Origin of the sequence: Mycobacterium sp., from assembly GCF_035274705.1 — a bacterium.
Taxonomy (GTDB): Bacteria; Actinomycetota; Actinomycetes; order Mycobacteriales; family Mycobacteriaceae; genus Mycobacterium.
Genome location: NZ_DATENY010000056.1, coordinates 1 through 15,055, shown reverse-complemented (window position 1 = coordinate 15,055; position 15,055 = coordinate 1). Strand labels below are relative to the sequence as shown.

General features: G+C 65.4%; 15 protein-coding genes. 7 read left to right on the top strand and 8 right to left on the bottom strand.

Annotated features, from left to right (window positions below; translation table 11 throughout):
* Both VJV41_RS12970 and VJV41_RS12965 read left to right on the top strand, forming a co-directional pair.
* Window positions 1-1,568, top strand: a 1,568-nt coding sequence (locus tag VJV41_RS12970) for a DNA repair helicase XPB (protein ID WP_325334279.1), incomplete at its 5' end; no start/stop codon positions are given.
* On the top strand, window positions 1,565-1,909 hold the full coding sequence (locus tag VJV41_RS12965; protein WP_325334277.1) for a VOC family protein: 345 nt from the start codon (window positions 1,565-1,567) through the stop codon (window positions 1,907-1,909). The genes VJV41_RS12970 and VJV41_RS12965, both read left to right, overlap by 4 nt.
* 21 nt (window positions 1,910-1,930) lie before the next feature.
* On the opposite strand, the gene VJV41_RS12960 is transcribed toward VJV41_RS12965, so the two are convergent.
* Together VJV41_RS12960 and VJV41_RS12955 are read right to left on the bottom strand one after the other, a co-directional pair.
* Complete coding sequence (locus VJV41_RS12960) at window positions 1,931-2,275, bottom strand: cupin domain-containing protein (RefSeq protein ID WP_325334275.1); 345 nt, start codon at window positions 2,273-2,275, stop codon at window positions 1,931-1,933.
* A 195-nt stretch (window positions 2,276-2,470) separates the two neighbouring features.
* A complete protein-coding gene (locus tag VJV41_RS12955) occupies window positions 2,471-2,812 on the bottom strand; it encodes a hypothetical protein (protein WP_325334273.1) in 342 nt (113 codons plus the stop codon).
* A gap of 179 nt (window positions 2,813-2,991) precedes the next feature.
* On the opposite strand from VJV41_RS12955, the gene VJV41_RS12950 reads away from it, so the two are divergent.
* Window positions 2,992-3,276, top strand: coding sequence for a hypothetical protein (locus tag VJV41_RS12950; protein WP_325334271.1), 285 nt, complete (start codon window positions 2,992-2,994; stop codon window positions 3,274-3,276).
* Here VJV41_RS12950 and VJV41_RS12945 read toward each other — a convergent pair.
* Both VJV41_RS12945 and VJV41_RS12940 read right to left on the bottom strand, forming a co-directional pair.
* Window positions 3,273-4,262, bottom strand: coding sequence for an LLM class F420-dependent oxidoreductase (locus tag VJV41_RS12945; protein ID WP_325334269.1), 990 nt, complete (start codon window positions 4,260-4,262; stop codon window positions 3,273-3,275). The genes VJV41_RS12950 and VJV41_RS12945 overlap by 4 nt on opposite strands.
* A 93-nt stretch (window positions 4,263-4,355) precedes the next feature.
* Window positions 4,356-5,759, bottom strand: coding sequence for an amidase (locus VJV41_RS12940; RefSeq protein WP_325334281.1), 1,404 nt, complete (start codon window positions 5,757-5,759; stop codon window positions 4,356-4,358).
* 69 nt (window positions 5,760-5,828) lie between these two features.
* Between VJV41_RS12940 and VJV41_RS12935 the strand changes: the two genes are divergently transcribed.
* Genes VJV41_RS12935 through VJV41_RS12925 form a run of 3 tightly spaced genes read left to right on the top strand, consistent with a single transcriptional unit; the run spans window position 5,829 to window position 8,226 of the window.
* Window positions 5,829-7,181 carry a phenylacetate--CoA ligase family protein gene (locus VJV41_RS12935; protein ID WP_325334267.1) on the top strand — a complete coding sequence of 451 codons (1,353 nt, stop codon included), beginning with the start codon at window positions 5,829-5,831 and terminating at the stop codon, window positions 7,179-7,181.
* A 21-nt stretch (window positions 7,182-7,202) separates the two neighbouring features.
* Window positions 7,203-7,628, top strand: a complete 426-nt coding sequence (locus tag VJV41_RS12930) for a pyridoxamine 5'-phosphate oxidase family protein (protein WP_325334265.1) — start codon at window positions 7,203-7,205, stop codon at window positions 7,626-7,628.
* Between the two features lie 4 nt (window positions 7,629-7,632).
* On the top strand, window positions 7,633-8,226 hold the full coding sequence (locus tag VJV41_RS12925) for a class I SAM-dependent methyltransferase (RefSeq protein WP_325334263.1): 594 nt from the start codon (window positions 7,633-7,635) through the stop codon (window positions 8,224-8,226).
* On the opposite strand, the gene VJV41_RS12920 is transcribed toward VJV41_RS12925, so the two are convergent.
* Together VJV41_RS12920 and VJV41_RS12915 are read right to left on the bottom strand one after the other, a co-directional pair.
* Window positions 8,202-9,692, bottom strand: a complete 1,491-nt coding sequence (locus VJV41_RS12920) for a class I adenylate-forming enzyme family protein (RefSeq protein WP_325334261.1) — start codon at window positions 9,690-9,692, stop codon at window positions 8,202-8,204. The two genes, VJV41_RS12925 and VJV41_RS12920, sit on opposite strands and share 25 nt — an antisense overlap.
* A gap of 196 nt (window positions 9,693-9,888) precedes the next feature.
* Window positions 9,889-10,278 carry a hypothetical protein gene (locus VJV41_RS12915; protein ID WP_325334259.1) on the bottom strand — a complete coding sequence of 130 codons (390 nt, stop codon included), beginning with the start codon at window positions 10,276-10,278 and terminating at the stop codon, window positions 9,889-9,891.
* Here VJV41_RS12915 and VJV41_RS12910 point away from each other — a divergent pair.
* Complete coding sequence (locus VJV41_RS12910) at window positions 10,259-11,497, top strand: esterase/lipase family protein (protein ID WP_325334257.1); 1,239 nt, start codon at window positions 10,259-10,261, stop codon at window positions 11,495-11,497. The two genes, VJV41_RS12915 and VJV41_RS12910, sit on opposite strands and share 20 nt — an antisense overlap.
* Before the next feature lie 46 nt (window positions 11,498-11,543).
* Here VJV41_RS12910 and VJV41_RS12905 read toward each other — a convergent pair whose 3' ends face one another.
* Together VJV41_RS12905 and VJV41_RS12900 are read right to left on the bottom strand one after the other, a co-directional pair.
* The gene (locus VJV41_RS12905; RefSeq protein WP_325334255.1) at window positions 11,544-13,691 is read right to left on the bottom strand and encodes a 3-hydroxyacyl-CoA dehydrogenase NAD-binding domain-containing protein; all 2,148 of its coding nucleotides are present in this window, start codon (window positions 13,689-13,691) and stop codon (window positions 11,544-11,546) included.
* Between the two features lie 9 nt (window positions 13,692-13,700).
* Window positions 13,701-14,912 carry an acetyl-CoA C-acetyltransferase gene (locus tag VJV41_RS12900; RefSeq protein WP_325334253.1) on the bottom strand — a complete coding sequence of 404 codons (1,212 nt, stop codon included), beginning with the start codon at window positions 14,910-14,912 and terminating at the stop codon, window positions 13,701-13,703.
* Window positions 14,913-15,055 lie beyond the last annotated feature (143 nt).

Here is a 15,055-nt window from a genome sequence, read left to right as displayed (position 1 = left end):
CGGCGATCGCGCCGTTCGCCGAGCTGGAGCGCTCCCCGGAGCACGTGCACACCTACCGGGTGACGCCGCTCGCGCTGTGGAACGCCCGAGCCGCGGGGCACGACGCCGAGCAGGTCGTCGATGCGCTGGTGAGCTTCTCCCGTTACGCGGTGCCGCAGCCGCTGCTCGTCGACATCGTCGACACGATGGCCCGCTATGGGCGGCTGCAGTTGGTCAAGAGCCCCGTACACGGCCTGACGTTGGTCAGCCTCGACCGCGCCGTGCTGGAGGAGGTGCTGCGCAACAAGAAGATCGCCCCGATGCTCGGCGCGCGCATCGACGACGACACCGTCATCGTGCACAACAGCGAACGCGGCCGTGTCAAGCAGATGCTGCTCAAAATCGGTTGGCCCGCAGAGGATTTAGCAGGTTACGTCGACGGCGAAAAGCATCCGATCAGCCTTGATCAAGAGAATTGGCACTTGCGCGACTACCAGGAGATGGCCGCGGAGTCGTTCTGGGAAGGTGGCTCCGGCGTAGTGGTGTTGCCGTGCGGCGCAGGCAAGACGCTGGTCGGCGCGGCGGCGATGGCCAAGGCCGGCGCGACAACGCTGATCCTGGTCACCAACACCGTGGCCGGCAGGCAGTGGAAGCGCGAGCTGATCAACCGCACGTCGCTGACGGAAGAGGAGATCGGCGAGTATTCCGGTGAGAAGAAGGAGATCCGGCCGGTCACGATCGCCACGTATCAGGTGATCACCCGCCGGACCAAGGGCGAATACCGCCACCTCGAACTGTTCGACAGCCGCGACTGGGGCCTGATCATCTACGACGAGGTCCATCTGCTGCCCGCACCGGTGTTCCGGATGACCGCGGATCTGCAGTCACGCAGGCGGCTGGGGCTGACGGCCACACTGATCCGCGAGGACGGCCGCGAGGGCGACGTGTTCTCGCTGATCGGACCGAAGCGCTACGACGCACCGTGGAAGGACATCGAGGCACAAGGCTGGATCGCGCCGGCCGAATGCATCGAGGTTCGCGTGACGATGACCGACAACGAGCGGATGCTCTACGCCGTCGCCGAACCCGACGAGCGCTACAAACTGTGCTCGACGGTGCACAGCAAGATCGCGGTGGTGAAGTCGATCCTCGAGCGTCATCCCGACGACCAGACGTTGGTGATCGGCGCATACCTCGACCAGCTCGACGAGCTGGGCCAGGAGCTGAACGCCCCGGTGATTCAGGGTTCGACGAAGACGGCCGAACGCGAGGCGCTGTTCGACGCGTTCCGCCGCGGCGAACTGTCCACGCTGGTGGTATCGAAGGTCGCGAACTTCTCTATCGATCTGCCGGAAGCCAATGTGGCGGTGCAGGTTTCGGGCACGTTCGGGTCGCGCCAGGAGGAGGCGCAACGGCTGGGCCGGCTGCTGCGGCCCAAGGCCGACGGCGGAGGCGCGATCTTCTATTCAGTGGTATCCCGCGACAGCCTGGACGCCGAATACGCCGCACACCGGCAACGGTTCCTCGCAGAACAGGGCTACGGCTACGTGATCAAGGACGCCGACGACCTGCTGGGCCCGGCGATATGACCGTCCGTCGGGTAATGCCGATCCTTACCGTCTCCGACCTCGACGCGGCGCGTGAGGCGTATGTGCGGATTCTCGGGCTGCGCGAGGTGATGAACCTCGGCTGGATCGCCACGTTGGCCGACTACGAGCTTCGCCACCAAGTGAGCCTGATGACGATGGACGCGACGGCGCCGGTCAATCCGAATGTGTCCATCGAGGTCGACGACGTCGATGGAGCCTATCGGGTCGCGGTGGACGCGGGGCTTGAGATCGTGCATCCCCTTGGCGACGAGCAGTGGGGTGTTCGGCGGTTCTTCTTCAGGGACCGGGACGGCAACGTCATCAACGTGCTGAGCCACTAGGCGGCATTGGCGGCTGATCGGTTATGTATGCGGCCCAATGGGTTTCGACACCGTCAGCAGTACCACTGAATCCTCTATGGCGCGCAGGCCGTGCCGTTCACGCGGCAATACGATGAGGTCGCCGGGCGAACCGTCCCAGCCGGAGGTGGAGTTGGTCACCCGCACCTTGCCTTGGAGCACTTCAAGGGTCGCCTCGCCTGGGCTCTCGTGGTCGTCAAGGCTGCTGCCGGCGGTCAACGCCATCAGAGTCTGACGCAACGAGTGCTCGTGGCCGCCGTAGACAGTGTGCGAACTGCGGCCACTGCTCGCCGCGCGGGCGGTTTCCAACTGGTGGCGAGCTAGCGCGGTGAGCGAAATCTTTTCCATCGCGGTCCCCTTCCAGACGATCAGACATGGCGACGAACGGATCGGCTACGAATCGTCTCACCGTCAGGCCCGTTGCGTTCGAGACATGACCAACACAACCATTGTCGTCCCTCGGCAGCACCGGCAAGACCGTAGCGTGGAATGCCGACGATTTGAATCTCAGTGAGCGGAACTCCGTCTACAGCCGATGTTCACTCACTCCGATGGGAACCGGTCTCGTAATGCGTCGAGGAGCTTCTGCGCCTCCGCGACACGCCCCCGCATCCGCACCAGGTTCTCCGGGGGCCGATTGTCGTCATCGATGCCGCGCTCACACCGCCGCAGCCAACGCTCCTCCATCGAGGCGACCAACTCCTCTAGCTCTGCGATTTCGCCTAGTAGGAGTGTGTCGAACATCCTCGCCTGCGCCACGTCGGCGGGATGGGCCGGACGCGCCCAGGCCTCGGAGCGTTTGGAAACAGGCGGGACGATACGCGGCCGCGGCACCCAGGTCGGATCCGGCGCTGCGACGCCTACATCGCGCGAAATCGATAACACGCACAGATCCTCTCCGACTTTTGAAACGTCGGCGACTCCGCCGGTTCACCGGCCGGTAAAGTTTCGTACGCTCCCGGTTACCGTTCATTCACTTTCCGCGGTGCCCCCTTGTGAGGTTCCGCCTCCCAGCTGAGAGCAAACCGGTCGTGGCATGTGCGCCGCTCACACACCCTTGAGCCATGCACGCGCACTGGATCGATGTCGGCCGCGGCGCGGCCGGGCTGGCGGCGGCCGTTGGGCGCCAAGGCGTGATCGACTACTACGCCAACCAACCACGCGGCATGACTGCGACCTATCGGATCCTCGAAACCCACAGGTCCACAGAGGGATTGGTTATCGGCTACGTCAGCGCCGACTTCGCGTTCGCCGACCGGCCCACGGTGAGCGTGAACATCGGCGTGGTCGTCACGGACGGCGTCGATGGCTGGCGCATCCTGCAGTACCAGGCGTCGCGCGGAGCCTAGCTCAGCGCGGGCATGACCTTTTGCTCGAACAGCTCGATACTGGTCCGGTCGTATGCGGCATCGGGGAAGTAGAGGATGGCGTACTCGCAGCCGAGGTCGCGCATCCGCTGCAGCTTCTCGACGACCTGATCCGGGGTTCCGCTGGCGGCGTCAGGGGCGGTGACCATCGATAGCATCCCGTCGACGGCGGCCTCGTTCGCCTTGGTGACCTGCCGCGCCCGCAGCGCCGCGACTCGCTGCTTGACGTCCGCCTCCGATTCGCCGATCACGGCGTTGAAGTTCGCCGACCGCACGATGGCGTCGTAGTCCGTACCGACGTCGCGACAGTGGCCCGCCAGCACCTGCGACTTGTGCGCGAACCCCTCCGGCTCCGACGTGAAATTGGTGTACTGCGCGTACTTCGCGGCAATCCGCAGCGTCACTTTCTCCCCGCCGCCGGCGATCCACAGTGGAATACCACCATCCTGCAACGGTTTTGGCTCGACGATCGCTCCGTCGACCTGATAGTGCTTGCCGTCGAAGCTCACCTTTCCGTCCCGCCAGGCGTCACGCATGATCTGCACGCCCTCGTCGAGTCGACCGAGCCGCACACCAGCCGAGGGGAATCCGTAGCCGTACGCGCGCCACTCGTGCTCGTACCAGCCGCCGCCGATGCCCATCTGGATGCGGCCGCCGGAGATGATGTCCGCGGTCGCAGAGACCTTGGCCAGATAGACCGGGTTGCGGTAACTCATCGCCGTGCACATCTGGCCGAGCTTGATCCGCGACGTCGTCGCCGCATAGGCCGACATCAACGACCACGCCTCGTGCGTGGCCTCGCCAGTTGGGACCGGAACGGTGTGGAAGTGGTCGTAGACCCACAGCGAATCCCACGCACCGTCGTCAACGTAGTTGGCGAGGTCACTCATCACCGACCATTGCTTCTCGGTGGGAATGTCGACGAGATCGAGCCGCCAGCCTTGCGGAATGAACAGTCCAAAGCGCATGACTGTCGACTTTAGGCGCCCACGCTGTTGGTTACCTGATCTTCACGACGCACAACAGGCGATCACGCCGCGGAGCCTGCAACGGCGAGATGGTCAGGCCACCACCATCGGTGGGGGTTGCCAGCCGCCGCAGACCTTTTCCAGATGCCCCGCGACCGCGAGCGCCGTCGCGTCCTGCCACGGTCGCGCGACAATCTGCACACCGATGGGCAAGTCCTCGTTCGAGGTGCCGCAGCGCACGACGGCCGCCGGCCACCCGGTCAGGTTGTGCACCATCATGTGCGAGAAGTCGTTGATCTCCACCAAGCCGTGGTGGTGCGGTTTGGCTGCGGTCGGCATTGCAGGGCAGACGATCACGTCGTAGTCGGCCATGAAGGTCAGCATCTGGATGCGGTACTCGTCGATTGCCACGAATCGGCTCCTCGCCTCCGTCAGGGAGAAGTTCACCTCTCGTGCCTGCCTGAGGAACTCGGCAAGTTCTTCGGACGGATCAGTCGCGCCCATCGCCTGCAGATCGTCTTCGAACCCACGACCCCGATCTCCGCCCAAAAAGACCGATTCCCATAGCAATTCCATGGTCCGGCCGACGCACGCCGGGGTGGCGCGCTCGACGTGGGCCACTTCTGCCATCGAGCGGACTGCGGCCTCGACAACCGCCGTGACGTCATCATTGGGCGGCGAAATGCCGTCGTCGAGATACGTGGCGACCCGCAACGACGCCAGGTCCACCTCATGCGCCGGGCCCAGTGGGACGGGCACCGCGTACGGATCCCACAGATCTGGGCCGTTCATGATGGACAGCCCCAGAAACAGATCCTGAACCGAGCGGGCCATGGGGCCGTAGCAGTTGAACGGGCCGAACACACCCAGCGCATCGCCGAAAACACTTCCCGTCCTGGGGATTCGGCCATGAGTGGGCTTGAGTCCGGCGATGCCGGTGTTGTGGCACGGCTGACGGATGCTGCCTCCTCCGTCGGATCCGACGCTGAGGGCGGCGCCGCCGGCGGCCACCAAAGCGGCCGAGCCTCCGCTGCTGCCACCGGGAGTCCTCGACAGGTCGTACGGATTGTTGGTGCGGCCGTAGAGGTTGTTGTTGGATTCGCCCCCTCGGCCCATCTCGGGCACATTCGTCAACCCGAGCACTATGGCCCCTTCGGCGCGCAGCCGCGCCACGGCCGTCGCGTCGTCGTCGGCGACCGCGCGAAGCACCTGACTGCCGCCGGAACAGGCCAGCCCGGCCACGGTCATGACGTCCTTGACGACGATCGGCAGTCCGTGCGCCCTGCCGAGTGGATCACCGCCCGCCGCGCGGCCGTCCGCATCGTCCGCCGCCTTGATACAGGTTTCCGGGTCAGTCGCTTCTACGAGTGCGTTGAGCGCCGGGTTGACGGCGTCGATGCGCGCGAGGTGCGCCTCGATGACCTCCCTGCACGACACGGCCCTGCTGGACATCAGACGGACCAGCTCGAACGCCGGCAAATGGCACAGGTCGGTCATGCTCGCCACCCCGAAATTGACGATTGGGTAATACGCAGTGTCCACCAGAAATATGGTGGTCGGGACGTTATGGCCTACGAACGCGTGCGCGCGGCGCACCTTCATGCGGTCCAGGCGGCGATGGACGATCACATCGCACGTCTGGACTGGTCACGCGAACAGATTGAGCGCCATCGGGATCAACGACTGCGGATGCTCCTCGGCTACGCCAAAGAGCGTTCGCCGTTTCATGCCCGGCGACTGCGCGACTTGGATCCATCGCGGGCATCAGCGGCGGACCTTGCGTCGTTGCCGATGATGACGAAGGCTCAGGCACAGGCGCAGTGGGACTCGATCATCACCGACCGCGACTTCACCCGTGCCACGGCCGAAGCCATTCTTTCTGAGCAGCAGTGGTTTTCGTACACACCGACCGACTATCAGGTGTTCAGTTCCGGCGGATCCAGTGGCGTCCGCGGGGTGTATGTATGGGATTGGCAGTTCTTCGTATCAGCCGCGTGCTTGGCATGGCGCACACAGGCACGCGTGGAGCGACAAAAGCTGCCGACGCCGACGCGTCTTGCCGTCCTCGAAGCCGGTGTGCCGCCGCACGCCAGCACGCCGCTGTTCGATGTGCCCACCTTCGCCGGAATGGAGACCGTAGTCATAGCGGCGGGCGCGCCGTTCGACGAGGTGCTCGCCGCGGTGGCGGCCGCGCGGCCCACTCATCTCGTGGGCTACCCATCCGTGATCGGACGACTCGCTCGCGCCGCACTCACCGGAGAGCTGCGGTGCCGCCCTGTGCGGGTGAGCACCAACTCCGAGCCGCTGCTCGACGAAGACCGGCAGGCCATCGCGGATGCATGGCACGTCCCGGTCCACAACCTGTGGGGATCCACCGAGATCGGAGTGCAGGCGGTCGGGTGCGGCGTTGGCGAGGGACTGCACATCTGTGAGGACGAGGTGGTGCTCGAACGCGTCGACGAGGACGGTGTGCCCGTCGGTCCCGACGAACCCTCGGCACGAACGCTCGCGACCGGATTGGCCAACCGCACATTTCCGTTCATCCGCTACGACCTCGGCGACCAGGTCGACTGGCTCCCCGCCCCGTGCGAGTGCGGCAGCGCATTCGCGCGGCTGGCCGATATCGGCGGCCGACGTGACGACGATTTCCGCTACGGCCTAATTACGATGCCTGCCATTGCTTTCCGTCACGTGCTCGGCACCGATCCGAACGTCTCCGAGTATCAGGTCACGCAGACGGTCGACGGCGCCGACATTCTCACGGTCGGTAGTCCCGACCTCGACAGCCTGACGAGGGCGGTGGCGGACGCACTGCGCCCCTACGGCTTGGCGAATCCAGCTGTCGACATTCGGGTGGTCGACCGCATCCCGCGGCATCACGCAAGCGGCAAGCTCAGACGCTTCATCGCGATGTCGTAGACCGCGACTAGCCTGGACAGCATGGCCCTTTCCAAAGATGAACGCGAACAGTTTCTTGCCGAGCCGCACATCGCGGCCTTATCCGTGAGCGCCGGCGACAAGCGCGGACCGCTGACGGTACCGATCTGGTACCACTACACACCCGGCGGCGAGCCGTGGGTGCTGACCGGTAACGGCTCGCGCAAACACCGCCTGATCGAGACGCAGGGAGAATTCACGCTGATGGCCGAGCGTCTCGAGCCGACGGTCCGCTACGTCGCTGTCGACGGGCCGGTCAGCCGCATCGAGCCCGGCACCGACGAGCAATTCGTCGAGATGACCAAGCGCTACCTCGCACCCGAGAAGGTCGACGGCTACCTCGAATATGCCCGCAGCCAGTTGGTCGACCATATTGCCATCTATATGAAGCCTCAGCATTGGATCTCGGCCGACCTCGGAGCCATCTAGGGCGATGTCGTCGAAGCACCTGCTGTTCAAGCTCATGTACCGGCTCGGGTTCACGCCGTGGGATGAACACCCGCTGGCTACCAGCTTGCGGAATCTGGTCGAGGGCGATGACGCTCTGCCCACGGGCACCGCACTGGACATCGGCTGCGGCACGGGCGATTCGTCGATCTACCTCGCGCAGCAGGGCTGGCAGGTCACCGGCGTGGACTTCGTGCCGAAGGCACTGGACAAGGCGCGCGCGAAGGCGGCAGCGAAGCAGGCTGCGGTCGACTTCGTCCATGCCGACGCAACACGGCTGCGCTCAGAAGGTGTGGGCAAGGATTTCGCGCTGATCGTCGACAACGGCTGCCTGCACGGCATGAGCGACGAGGATCGCGACGCCTATGTGCGCGAGGTAACCGCGGTCGCGGCGCCGGGAGCGCGGCTGTTGATCGTCGCGTTCCCTCCGGGATCGTTCCCCGTGCGCGGAATCGCCCCGGCCGACGTCGAACAGCGGTTCAGCCACGGCTGGGAGCTGCTCTCCGCCGAACGCGAGCCGGGGCTGTCCATGAACGATAGGTTCGACGCCCACTACTACCTGTTCGCGCGTGCATCGTAGAGCGCGGCAACGTCGGGCAGGCTGACCTTCAGCGCCGGGTTACGTGGAAGTTCGTCGACGACGGCGAAGGCAACCGGCACGTTGTAGACCGGCAACGACTGGCGCACAAGGTCTTTGAGTTCGCCCTCGGACGGCGGCGTCGTCCCCGGCGTCACTTCGATCGCTGCGAAAGGGACCTGTCCGAGCCGCTTGTCGGGCACCCCGACGACGCATGCGTCGCGCACGGCGGGATGTGAGATCAGCACGCGCCGAACCGTTTCCGGTAGGATCTTGAAGCCGCCGCGGTTGATGGCACCGTCGGCTCTGCCGTGCAACGTGACGAACCCGTCGGTGTCGATCGAGGCGATGTCGGTGGTGCGGATCCAGTCCGGACCGATGGGCGCCACCTTGGCCTCCAACAACCCCTTCTCACCGATGGGCACTTCTGCGCCGGTGTCGGGGTCGACGATCCGCAGGTGCGTGTCCGGCAGTGCCCTGCCGACGCTGTTGCGTTTCGATGTGCCGAAGTCCCGTTGCATGTCGGCGGTCCAGGCGCACAACGATCCAGCGAATTCCGTTGCGCCGTAAGCCAACATAACCGGGATGCCGTAACGTGCCTCGAACTCGTCGCGGGTTTCGGGGTCCAGCGGGCCGGACGCGCTGATCAGAAAATCGAGTGAGGCCAGGTCTTCCTTGGCGACGTCGGCGTCCAGCAGCATCCGGATGACCGCGGGTTGCACACCGGAACGGGTGATGCGGTGCCTCTTCACGACGTTCACGTACCCGTCGATGGTGAACCTCTCCAGGATCACGATCCGCCTGCCGTTGTGGACACCGGCGACCAGCTGGCACACCCCGATGCCGCCGAACTGCCAGTACGCGAGCTCAGGCGGGGCGTCCGGTGCGGCCTTCTCTCCGCTGGTCACACTGAAGACGGTGCGCTCCAGCACCGCCGTCTTGATCGCTTGTCGTTTAGGCGGCCCGGTTGTGCCGCTGGTCAGAATGGCAAGTGCGACATCAGGTTCGGCCTCGGCATGCTGTCGCGTGTCATCGCGACGCTCGAGCTCGTCGACGGTGCTGACACGAGGTGACTCCATCGAGATCGCCACGCCCGCACTGCCGGCCCGCTTGGCGGCCGTGATGACCGTGTCCGTCCAGTCCTCGCGGTCGGCGACGATGGCCGACAACGCCAGCGTCTCGATGTCGCGGCCGATCGAGTCCGGGGACTGAAACGAGTAGATCATCGAGACCGGCCGGCCGGCGGCAAGGAAGCCGATGATCGCTGCGGCGTGCGGCAGCCGGTTGCGGACCACCAGACCGACGGGTGCGCCGTCGGGGACACCGGCGTCGCGCAGCCTCGCGGCAATGGCATCGGCGTACGCGGTGATGTCGTCGCCTGAGTACCAATCGCCCTCGAACTCGATGCACGGCTGCTCGCCGTAGCCTGCCAATCCTGCCGTGAAGGTTTCGGTAAAGCTTTCGGGCACGGTTAGACGATACGCAAGCCCGTCACGTCAACGCCGCTGCCATGGTCGAGGTTGCACGTGAGGTCGTGGCGCGCGGCAATCCACAGACCTGCTGCGATTTTGAACCGCCCCGGCCGATAGCTGGATACATTCATGGCTACCGGGCGAGAGGTGTGCAGTTGTCCATGTTGCTGCTGAATACCGGCAGATCGACCTTTCAATGGTGGTTGCGATTGATCGTCGCCGCGTTCCTGCTGTCAGCCTGGGTGACGGTCGGGTTGGCCAGTGGTATCGCCCACGCCGACGACCCGTCGCCGTCGAGTGCCGATTCGAGTTCGGAGAGCTCGGCAGGCCCGCCGAAGGCTGCGTCGGCCGACCCACCGAAACAGTCCGCGCAGGCCGACGCGCCGAGCCCCCGTCCCGTTCGCAAGCCACGCCCCCACACGACGGCTGACACCACCTCCGAATCGTCGCCGCCCGAGAACCCGGCAACCGCTGAGGAGACGGCTAGCGACAGCGAGGTCGGTGTCCAGTCGGAGCCGCGTCTGCGGCACACTTCACGCCGACCCGACGTCACCAACGCATCGGTGAAGCCGGCGAAATCCATCGCGGCCGATCCGCCGCCCTCTGCGATCGGCGCGCCGACTCAACGAAGCGCCGTCTCGCCCACCCAACAACATCCGACGCAGGCCGCCAGTCCACTGGCGGCGGTCGCGAACATCGCGCCGTCCGGCCCCTCGGCGTCGAGCAGTCAAACCCCCACGTTCAGCGGTCCGCAGGTAACACAAGTGGTCGGGCTCGTGTCCGACGTGGGCATAGTAGCGGCGTCGGCGGTGTATACCGTGGCCGACACTGTCGCTGCGGCCTTCGGTCCGCACAGCTTTTTCGGTGTGCCGTATGCACTGGCCACCGCGGTGGCGAATTCGGCTGCGGCCGTTAGTAGGACGCTGATCGGTGCACAGCTCAATTCCGCTGGCACCGGACCGTTCCCCGTCAACTACGGGATAATCAACGGGCTGACTTTCTTCAATCCGCAACAGCCACCGCCCGGCGCGAACGACCCGTCGATCACGGTGACCGCCGCGCATCCCCTGCCGATCATCCTGATCAACGGAACGGTGGCCACTCAGGGAGAGAACTGGGGTGTCGGAGCTCCGGTCCTCGCCAATGCGGGATACAAGGTCTACACGTTCAACTACGGCAATATCAGCCAGGATCCCAACTATCCGATCCAGGCCACCGACGACATCAGGCAGTCCGGCCTCGAGCTCGCCGCCGAAGTCGACAGGGTCCTCGCCGAAACGGGTGCCCCCAAGGTCATACTCATCGGCCATTCGCAGGGCGGCGGAATCCTGCCGGTGTACTACATCAACAATCTGGGCGGAGCCGACAAGGTGTCACAGCTGATCGGCATCGCTCCGAGTAATCACGGCACCGATGCCGACGGCCTCATCGGCCTGCAAAAGCTCCCGATCCTTGGGCCGCTGATCATCGCATTCGCGAATGCGTTTGGGCCGGCCTTGGAACAGCAGACGGTGGGTTCCGCTTTTCAGCAGGAGGTGTACGGCAACGGCGACACCCGGCCCGGTGTCCTGTACACCACGATCGCCTCGATGAACGACGAGGTCGTCACCCCGTACACCCAGCAGGCGCTCGACGGCGCAGGAGTCACCAACATCGTCATTCAGGATCTGTATCCGGGACTTCCGGTCGGGCACCTCGGCGTGGTCCTGAGTCCACAGGTCTGGTCGGTCGTCCTGGACGCCCTGGCCAGCAATCCGGAGGCGAATCCCCTTCCGCTGCAGAACGAAGCACTGGTCGCATAGCAAAAAACCCCCGAGACGACGTTGTCCCGGGGGCCTCGCGCTACTGCTAGCTAGTGAGTGAATCCGGCGGCGTGAAGCGGTCGCCGTACTTGGCGGCCAACTCGCGGGCCCGGGCCACAAACGCTTCCTTGCCGGTGCCTGCCGGCCCCTGGTAGCCAACGATGTACTGCGCCGAGCCACCGGTCCACGGCGGGAAGCCGATGCCCATGATCGAGCCGATGTTCGCGTCGGCGGTCGACGTGAGCACACTCTCGTCGAGGCACTTCTGCGTCTCGAGCGCCTCGGCGAACAGCATCCGGTCGATCATGTCCTGAAGCGGCGGCTGCGAGGAACCCGACTTGAACGTCTCGCGCAGGCCCGGCCACAGCTGCGTGCGCTTACCGTCGACGTACTCGTAGAAGCCCGCGCCCTTGAGCCGCGACGGCCGGCCGATCTCGATCATCTTCTCGACGACCGCCTCCGCCGGGTGCGGCTCATATGTGCCGCCCGCGTCCTCGGCGCCCTTACGGGTGGCGACGGCGATCTTGTGCATCAGCTCGAGGTTGAGCTCGTCGGACAGCTGCAGCGGCGGCGCCGGATACCCGGCCTGGCCACCGGCATGCTCGATGCTGGCCGGCTCCACACCCTCGCCGAGCATCGCGAGCGCCTCGTTGACGAAGGTTCCGATCACGCGCGACGTGAAGAAGCCGCGGCTGTCGTTGACGACGATCGGGGTCTTGCCGATGGCCAACGTGTAGTCGAACACCCGGGCCAGCGCCTCGTCAGAAGTCTTCTCGCCCTTGATGATTTCCACCAGCGGCATCTTGTCGACCGGCGAGAAGAAGTGGATCCCGATGAAGTCCTCTTGGCGCTTCACGCCCGTCGCCAGACCAGTGATCGGCAGCGTGGAGGTGTTCGACCCTAGCAGCGCGTTGGGCTCGACGATGTCCTCGATCTCCTGGAACACCTTGTGCTTGAGTTCCTGGCTCTCGAAGACCGCCTCGATCACGAAGTCCACACCCGCGAAGTCGGCGGCGTCGGCCGTCGGCGTGATCCGGGCGAGGACTTCACTGGATTTTTCCGGGGTGGTCTTGCCCCGCTGAAGCTCCTTGGCTTCCAGCTTCTCGGAGTAGCCCTTGCCCTTCTCCGCGGCCTCGATGCTGACGTCTTTGAGCACCACGTCGAATCCGGCCTTGGCCGAGACGTAGGCGATCCCGGCGCCCATCATGCCCGCGCCCAGCACGCCGATCTTGCGGATCGGGGTCTGACCGATGCCCTCCGGCCGCGAACCGCCACCTGTGATGGTCTGCAGATCGAAGAAGAACGCCTGGATCATGTTCTTGGCGACCTGACCGGTCACCAGCTGCGTGAAGTAGCGGCTCTCGATACGCGAAGCGGTGTCGAAGTCGACTTGCGCACCCTCGACGGCCGCGTCCAGGATGGCCCGCGGCGCCGGCATCGGCGCACCCTTGAGCTGCTTGCGCAGCAGCGCCGGGAACGACGGGAGGATGGCCGCCAGCGCCGGGCTGGCCGGGGTACCGCCGGGCATCTTGTAGCCCTTGGCATCCCACGGCTGGGTGTGCGCTTCTGGGTTGGCCTTGATCCACGCCTTGGCGGCCGGCACGAGTTCGTCGACGCTTCCGACCAACTCGTCGACGAGCCCGATTTCCTTGGCCTTGCCCGGCCTGAACCGGGTGCCCTGCGACAGGACCTCCATGAAGGCCTTCTGGATGCCGAACATCCGCACTGTGCGGGCCACCCCGCCGCCACCCGGCAGCAGACCCAGCGTGACCTCGGGCAGGCCGAGCTGGACGCCCTTCACATCCGCCGCGATGCGGTGGTGACACGCAAGCGCGATCTCCAACCCGCCGCCGAGTGCGGCACCGTTGATCGCGGCGACGACGGGCTTGCCCAGCGTCTCCAGCGCGCGCAGGTCCTTCTTCATCTCTTCGGCCGTGCCGAACATCTCGCCGGCGTCTTCCGGGCCGACGTGGATCATGCCCTTGAGGTCACCGCCGGCGAAGAAGGTCTTCTTGGCGCTGGTGATGACGACGCCGGTGATCGAATCCTTCTCGGCGACAAGGCGTTCGACGGCCTTGTGCATGGATTCCTTGTAGTGCTCGTTCATCACGTTGGCCGACCCGGTGGGATCGTCCAGCGTGAGGGTGACGATGCCGTCAGCATCCTTGTCCCAAGCAATGGTGTTCTCTGCCATGTTCTTTCCTCAGACTCGCTCGATGATGGTGGCTACGCCCATGCCGCCGCCGATGCACAGCGTGATCAGCGCGCGACGCGCGTTGCGGCGCTCGAGCTCGTCGACCATGGTTCCGGTGATCATCGCGCCGGTGGCGCCCAGCGGGTGGCCCATCGCGATTGCGCCACCGTTGACGTTCAGCTTCTCGTCGGGGATGTTCAGGTCCTTCTGGAACTTCAGCACCACCGAGGCGAACGCCTCGTTCAGCTCGAACAGGTCGATGTCGTCGACCGTCAGCCCGGCGCGGTCGAGCACCTTGCGGGTGGCCGGCGTCGGGCCGGTCAGCATGATGACCGGATCGGCGCCGCTGGTGGCGGTGGCCACGATGCGCGCCCGCGGGGTCAGGCCCTGCGACGCGCCTGCTTTCTCGGAGCCGACGAGCACCAGCGCGGCGCCGTCGACGATGCCGGAGCTGTTGCCGCCGGTGTGGACGTGGTTGATCTTCTCCACGTAGTGGTATTTCTGCAGCGCCACGTCGTCGAAGCCGCCCATTTCGCCGATGCCGTCGAACGCGGTCTTCAGCTTGCCCAGGCCTTCGAGCGTGCTGTCGGGACGCATGTGCTCGTCGTGGTCAAGGATCACCAGGCCGTTCTGGTCGCGCACCGGAACGACCGACTTGGCGAAGTAGCCACCCGACCACGCGGCAGCGGCCTTCTCCTGCGACCGGAGCGCATAGCGGTCGACGTCCTCACGGTCGAAGCCCTCGATGGTGGCGATCAGGTCGGCGCCGATGCCCTGCGGGACGAAGCCGATCTGGTAGTTGGTCTCAGGGTCGCTCGCCCACGCGCCGCCGTCGGAACCCATCGGAACGCGGCTCATCGACTCGACGCCACCGGCGAGCACGAGGTCATCCCAGCCGGAGCGCACCTTCTGTGCGGCCGTGTTGACGGCCTCGAGGCCCGAGGCGCAGAAGCGGTTGAGCTGCACGCCACCGGTGGTCTCAGGCAGGCCGGCGGCCAGCACCGCGGTACGGGCGATGTCGCCACCCTGATCGCCGACCGGCGACACAACGCCCAGGATCATGTCGCTGATCAGGGTCTCGTCCAGATCGGGGTGGCGGCGACGGAGGTCGTCGACCAGGCCGACGACCAAGTTCAGCGGCTTGACCTCGTTCAGCGAGCCGTTGCGTTGCTTACCGCGAGGCGTTCGGATGGCCTCGTAGATGAAGGCTTCTTCAGACATGAGGGCGAGCGTAACAGGCTAAACCAACCTGTTGGTTGAGCGGTCCAGTCCTCGCGCGAACGTTCCGTACCGCTCGAAATTTCGGCGAAATTTCGAGCGGTACGGAACGTTCGACAGAGCCTAGGCTGGTCGACCATGACGGT

Coding starts and splice junctions, on each gene's coding strand:
- VJV41_RS12950 (WP_325334271.1), top strand. CDS start 2,992: ATGCACGCGCACTGGATCGATGTCGGCCGCGGCGCGGCCGGGCTGGCG.
- VJV41_RS12915 (WP_325334259.1), bottom strand. CDS start 10,278: ATGGATTTCGCCGGCTTCACCGATGCGTTGGTGACGTCGGGTCGGCGT.
- VJV41_RS12925 (WP_325334263.1), top strand. CDS start 7,633: ATGTCGTCGAAGCACCTGCTGTTCAAGCTCATGTACCGGCTCGGGTTC.
- VJV41_RS12935 (WP_325334267.1), top strand. CDS start 5,829: ATGGCCTACGAACGCGTGCGCGCGGCGCACCTTCATGCGGTCCAGGCG.
- VJV41_RS12940 (WP_325334281.1), bottom strand. CDS start 5,759: ATGACCGACCTGTGCCATTTGCCGGCGTTCGAGCTGGTCCGTCTGATG.
- VJV41_RS12945 (WP_325334269.1), bottom strand. CDS start 4,262: ATGCGCTTTGGACTGTTCATTCCGCAAGGCTGGCGGCTCGATCTCGTC.
- VJV41_RS12900 (WP_325334253.1), bottom strand. CDS start 14,912: ATGTCTGAAGAAGCCTTCATCTACGAGGCCATCCGAACGCCTCGCGGT.
- VJV41_RS12930 (WP_325334265.1), top strand. CDS start 7,203: ATGGCCCTTTCCAAAGATGAACGCGAACAGTTTCTTGCCGAGCCGCAC.
- VJV41_RS12905 (WP_325334255.1), bottom strand. CDS start 13,691: ATGGCAGAGAACACCATTGCTTGGGACAAGGATGCTGACGGCATCGTC.
- VJV41_RS12965 (WP_325334277.1), top strand. CDS start 1,565: ATGACCGTCCGTCGGGTAATGCCGATCCTTACCGTCTCCGACCTCGAC.
- VJV41_RS12960 (WP_325334275.1), bottom strand. CDS start 2,275: ATGGAAAAGATTTCGCTCACCGCGCTAGCTCGCCACCAGTTGGAAACC.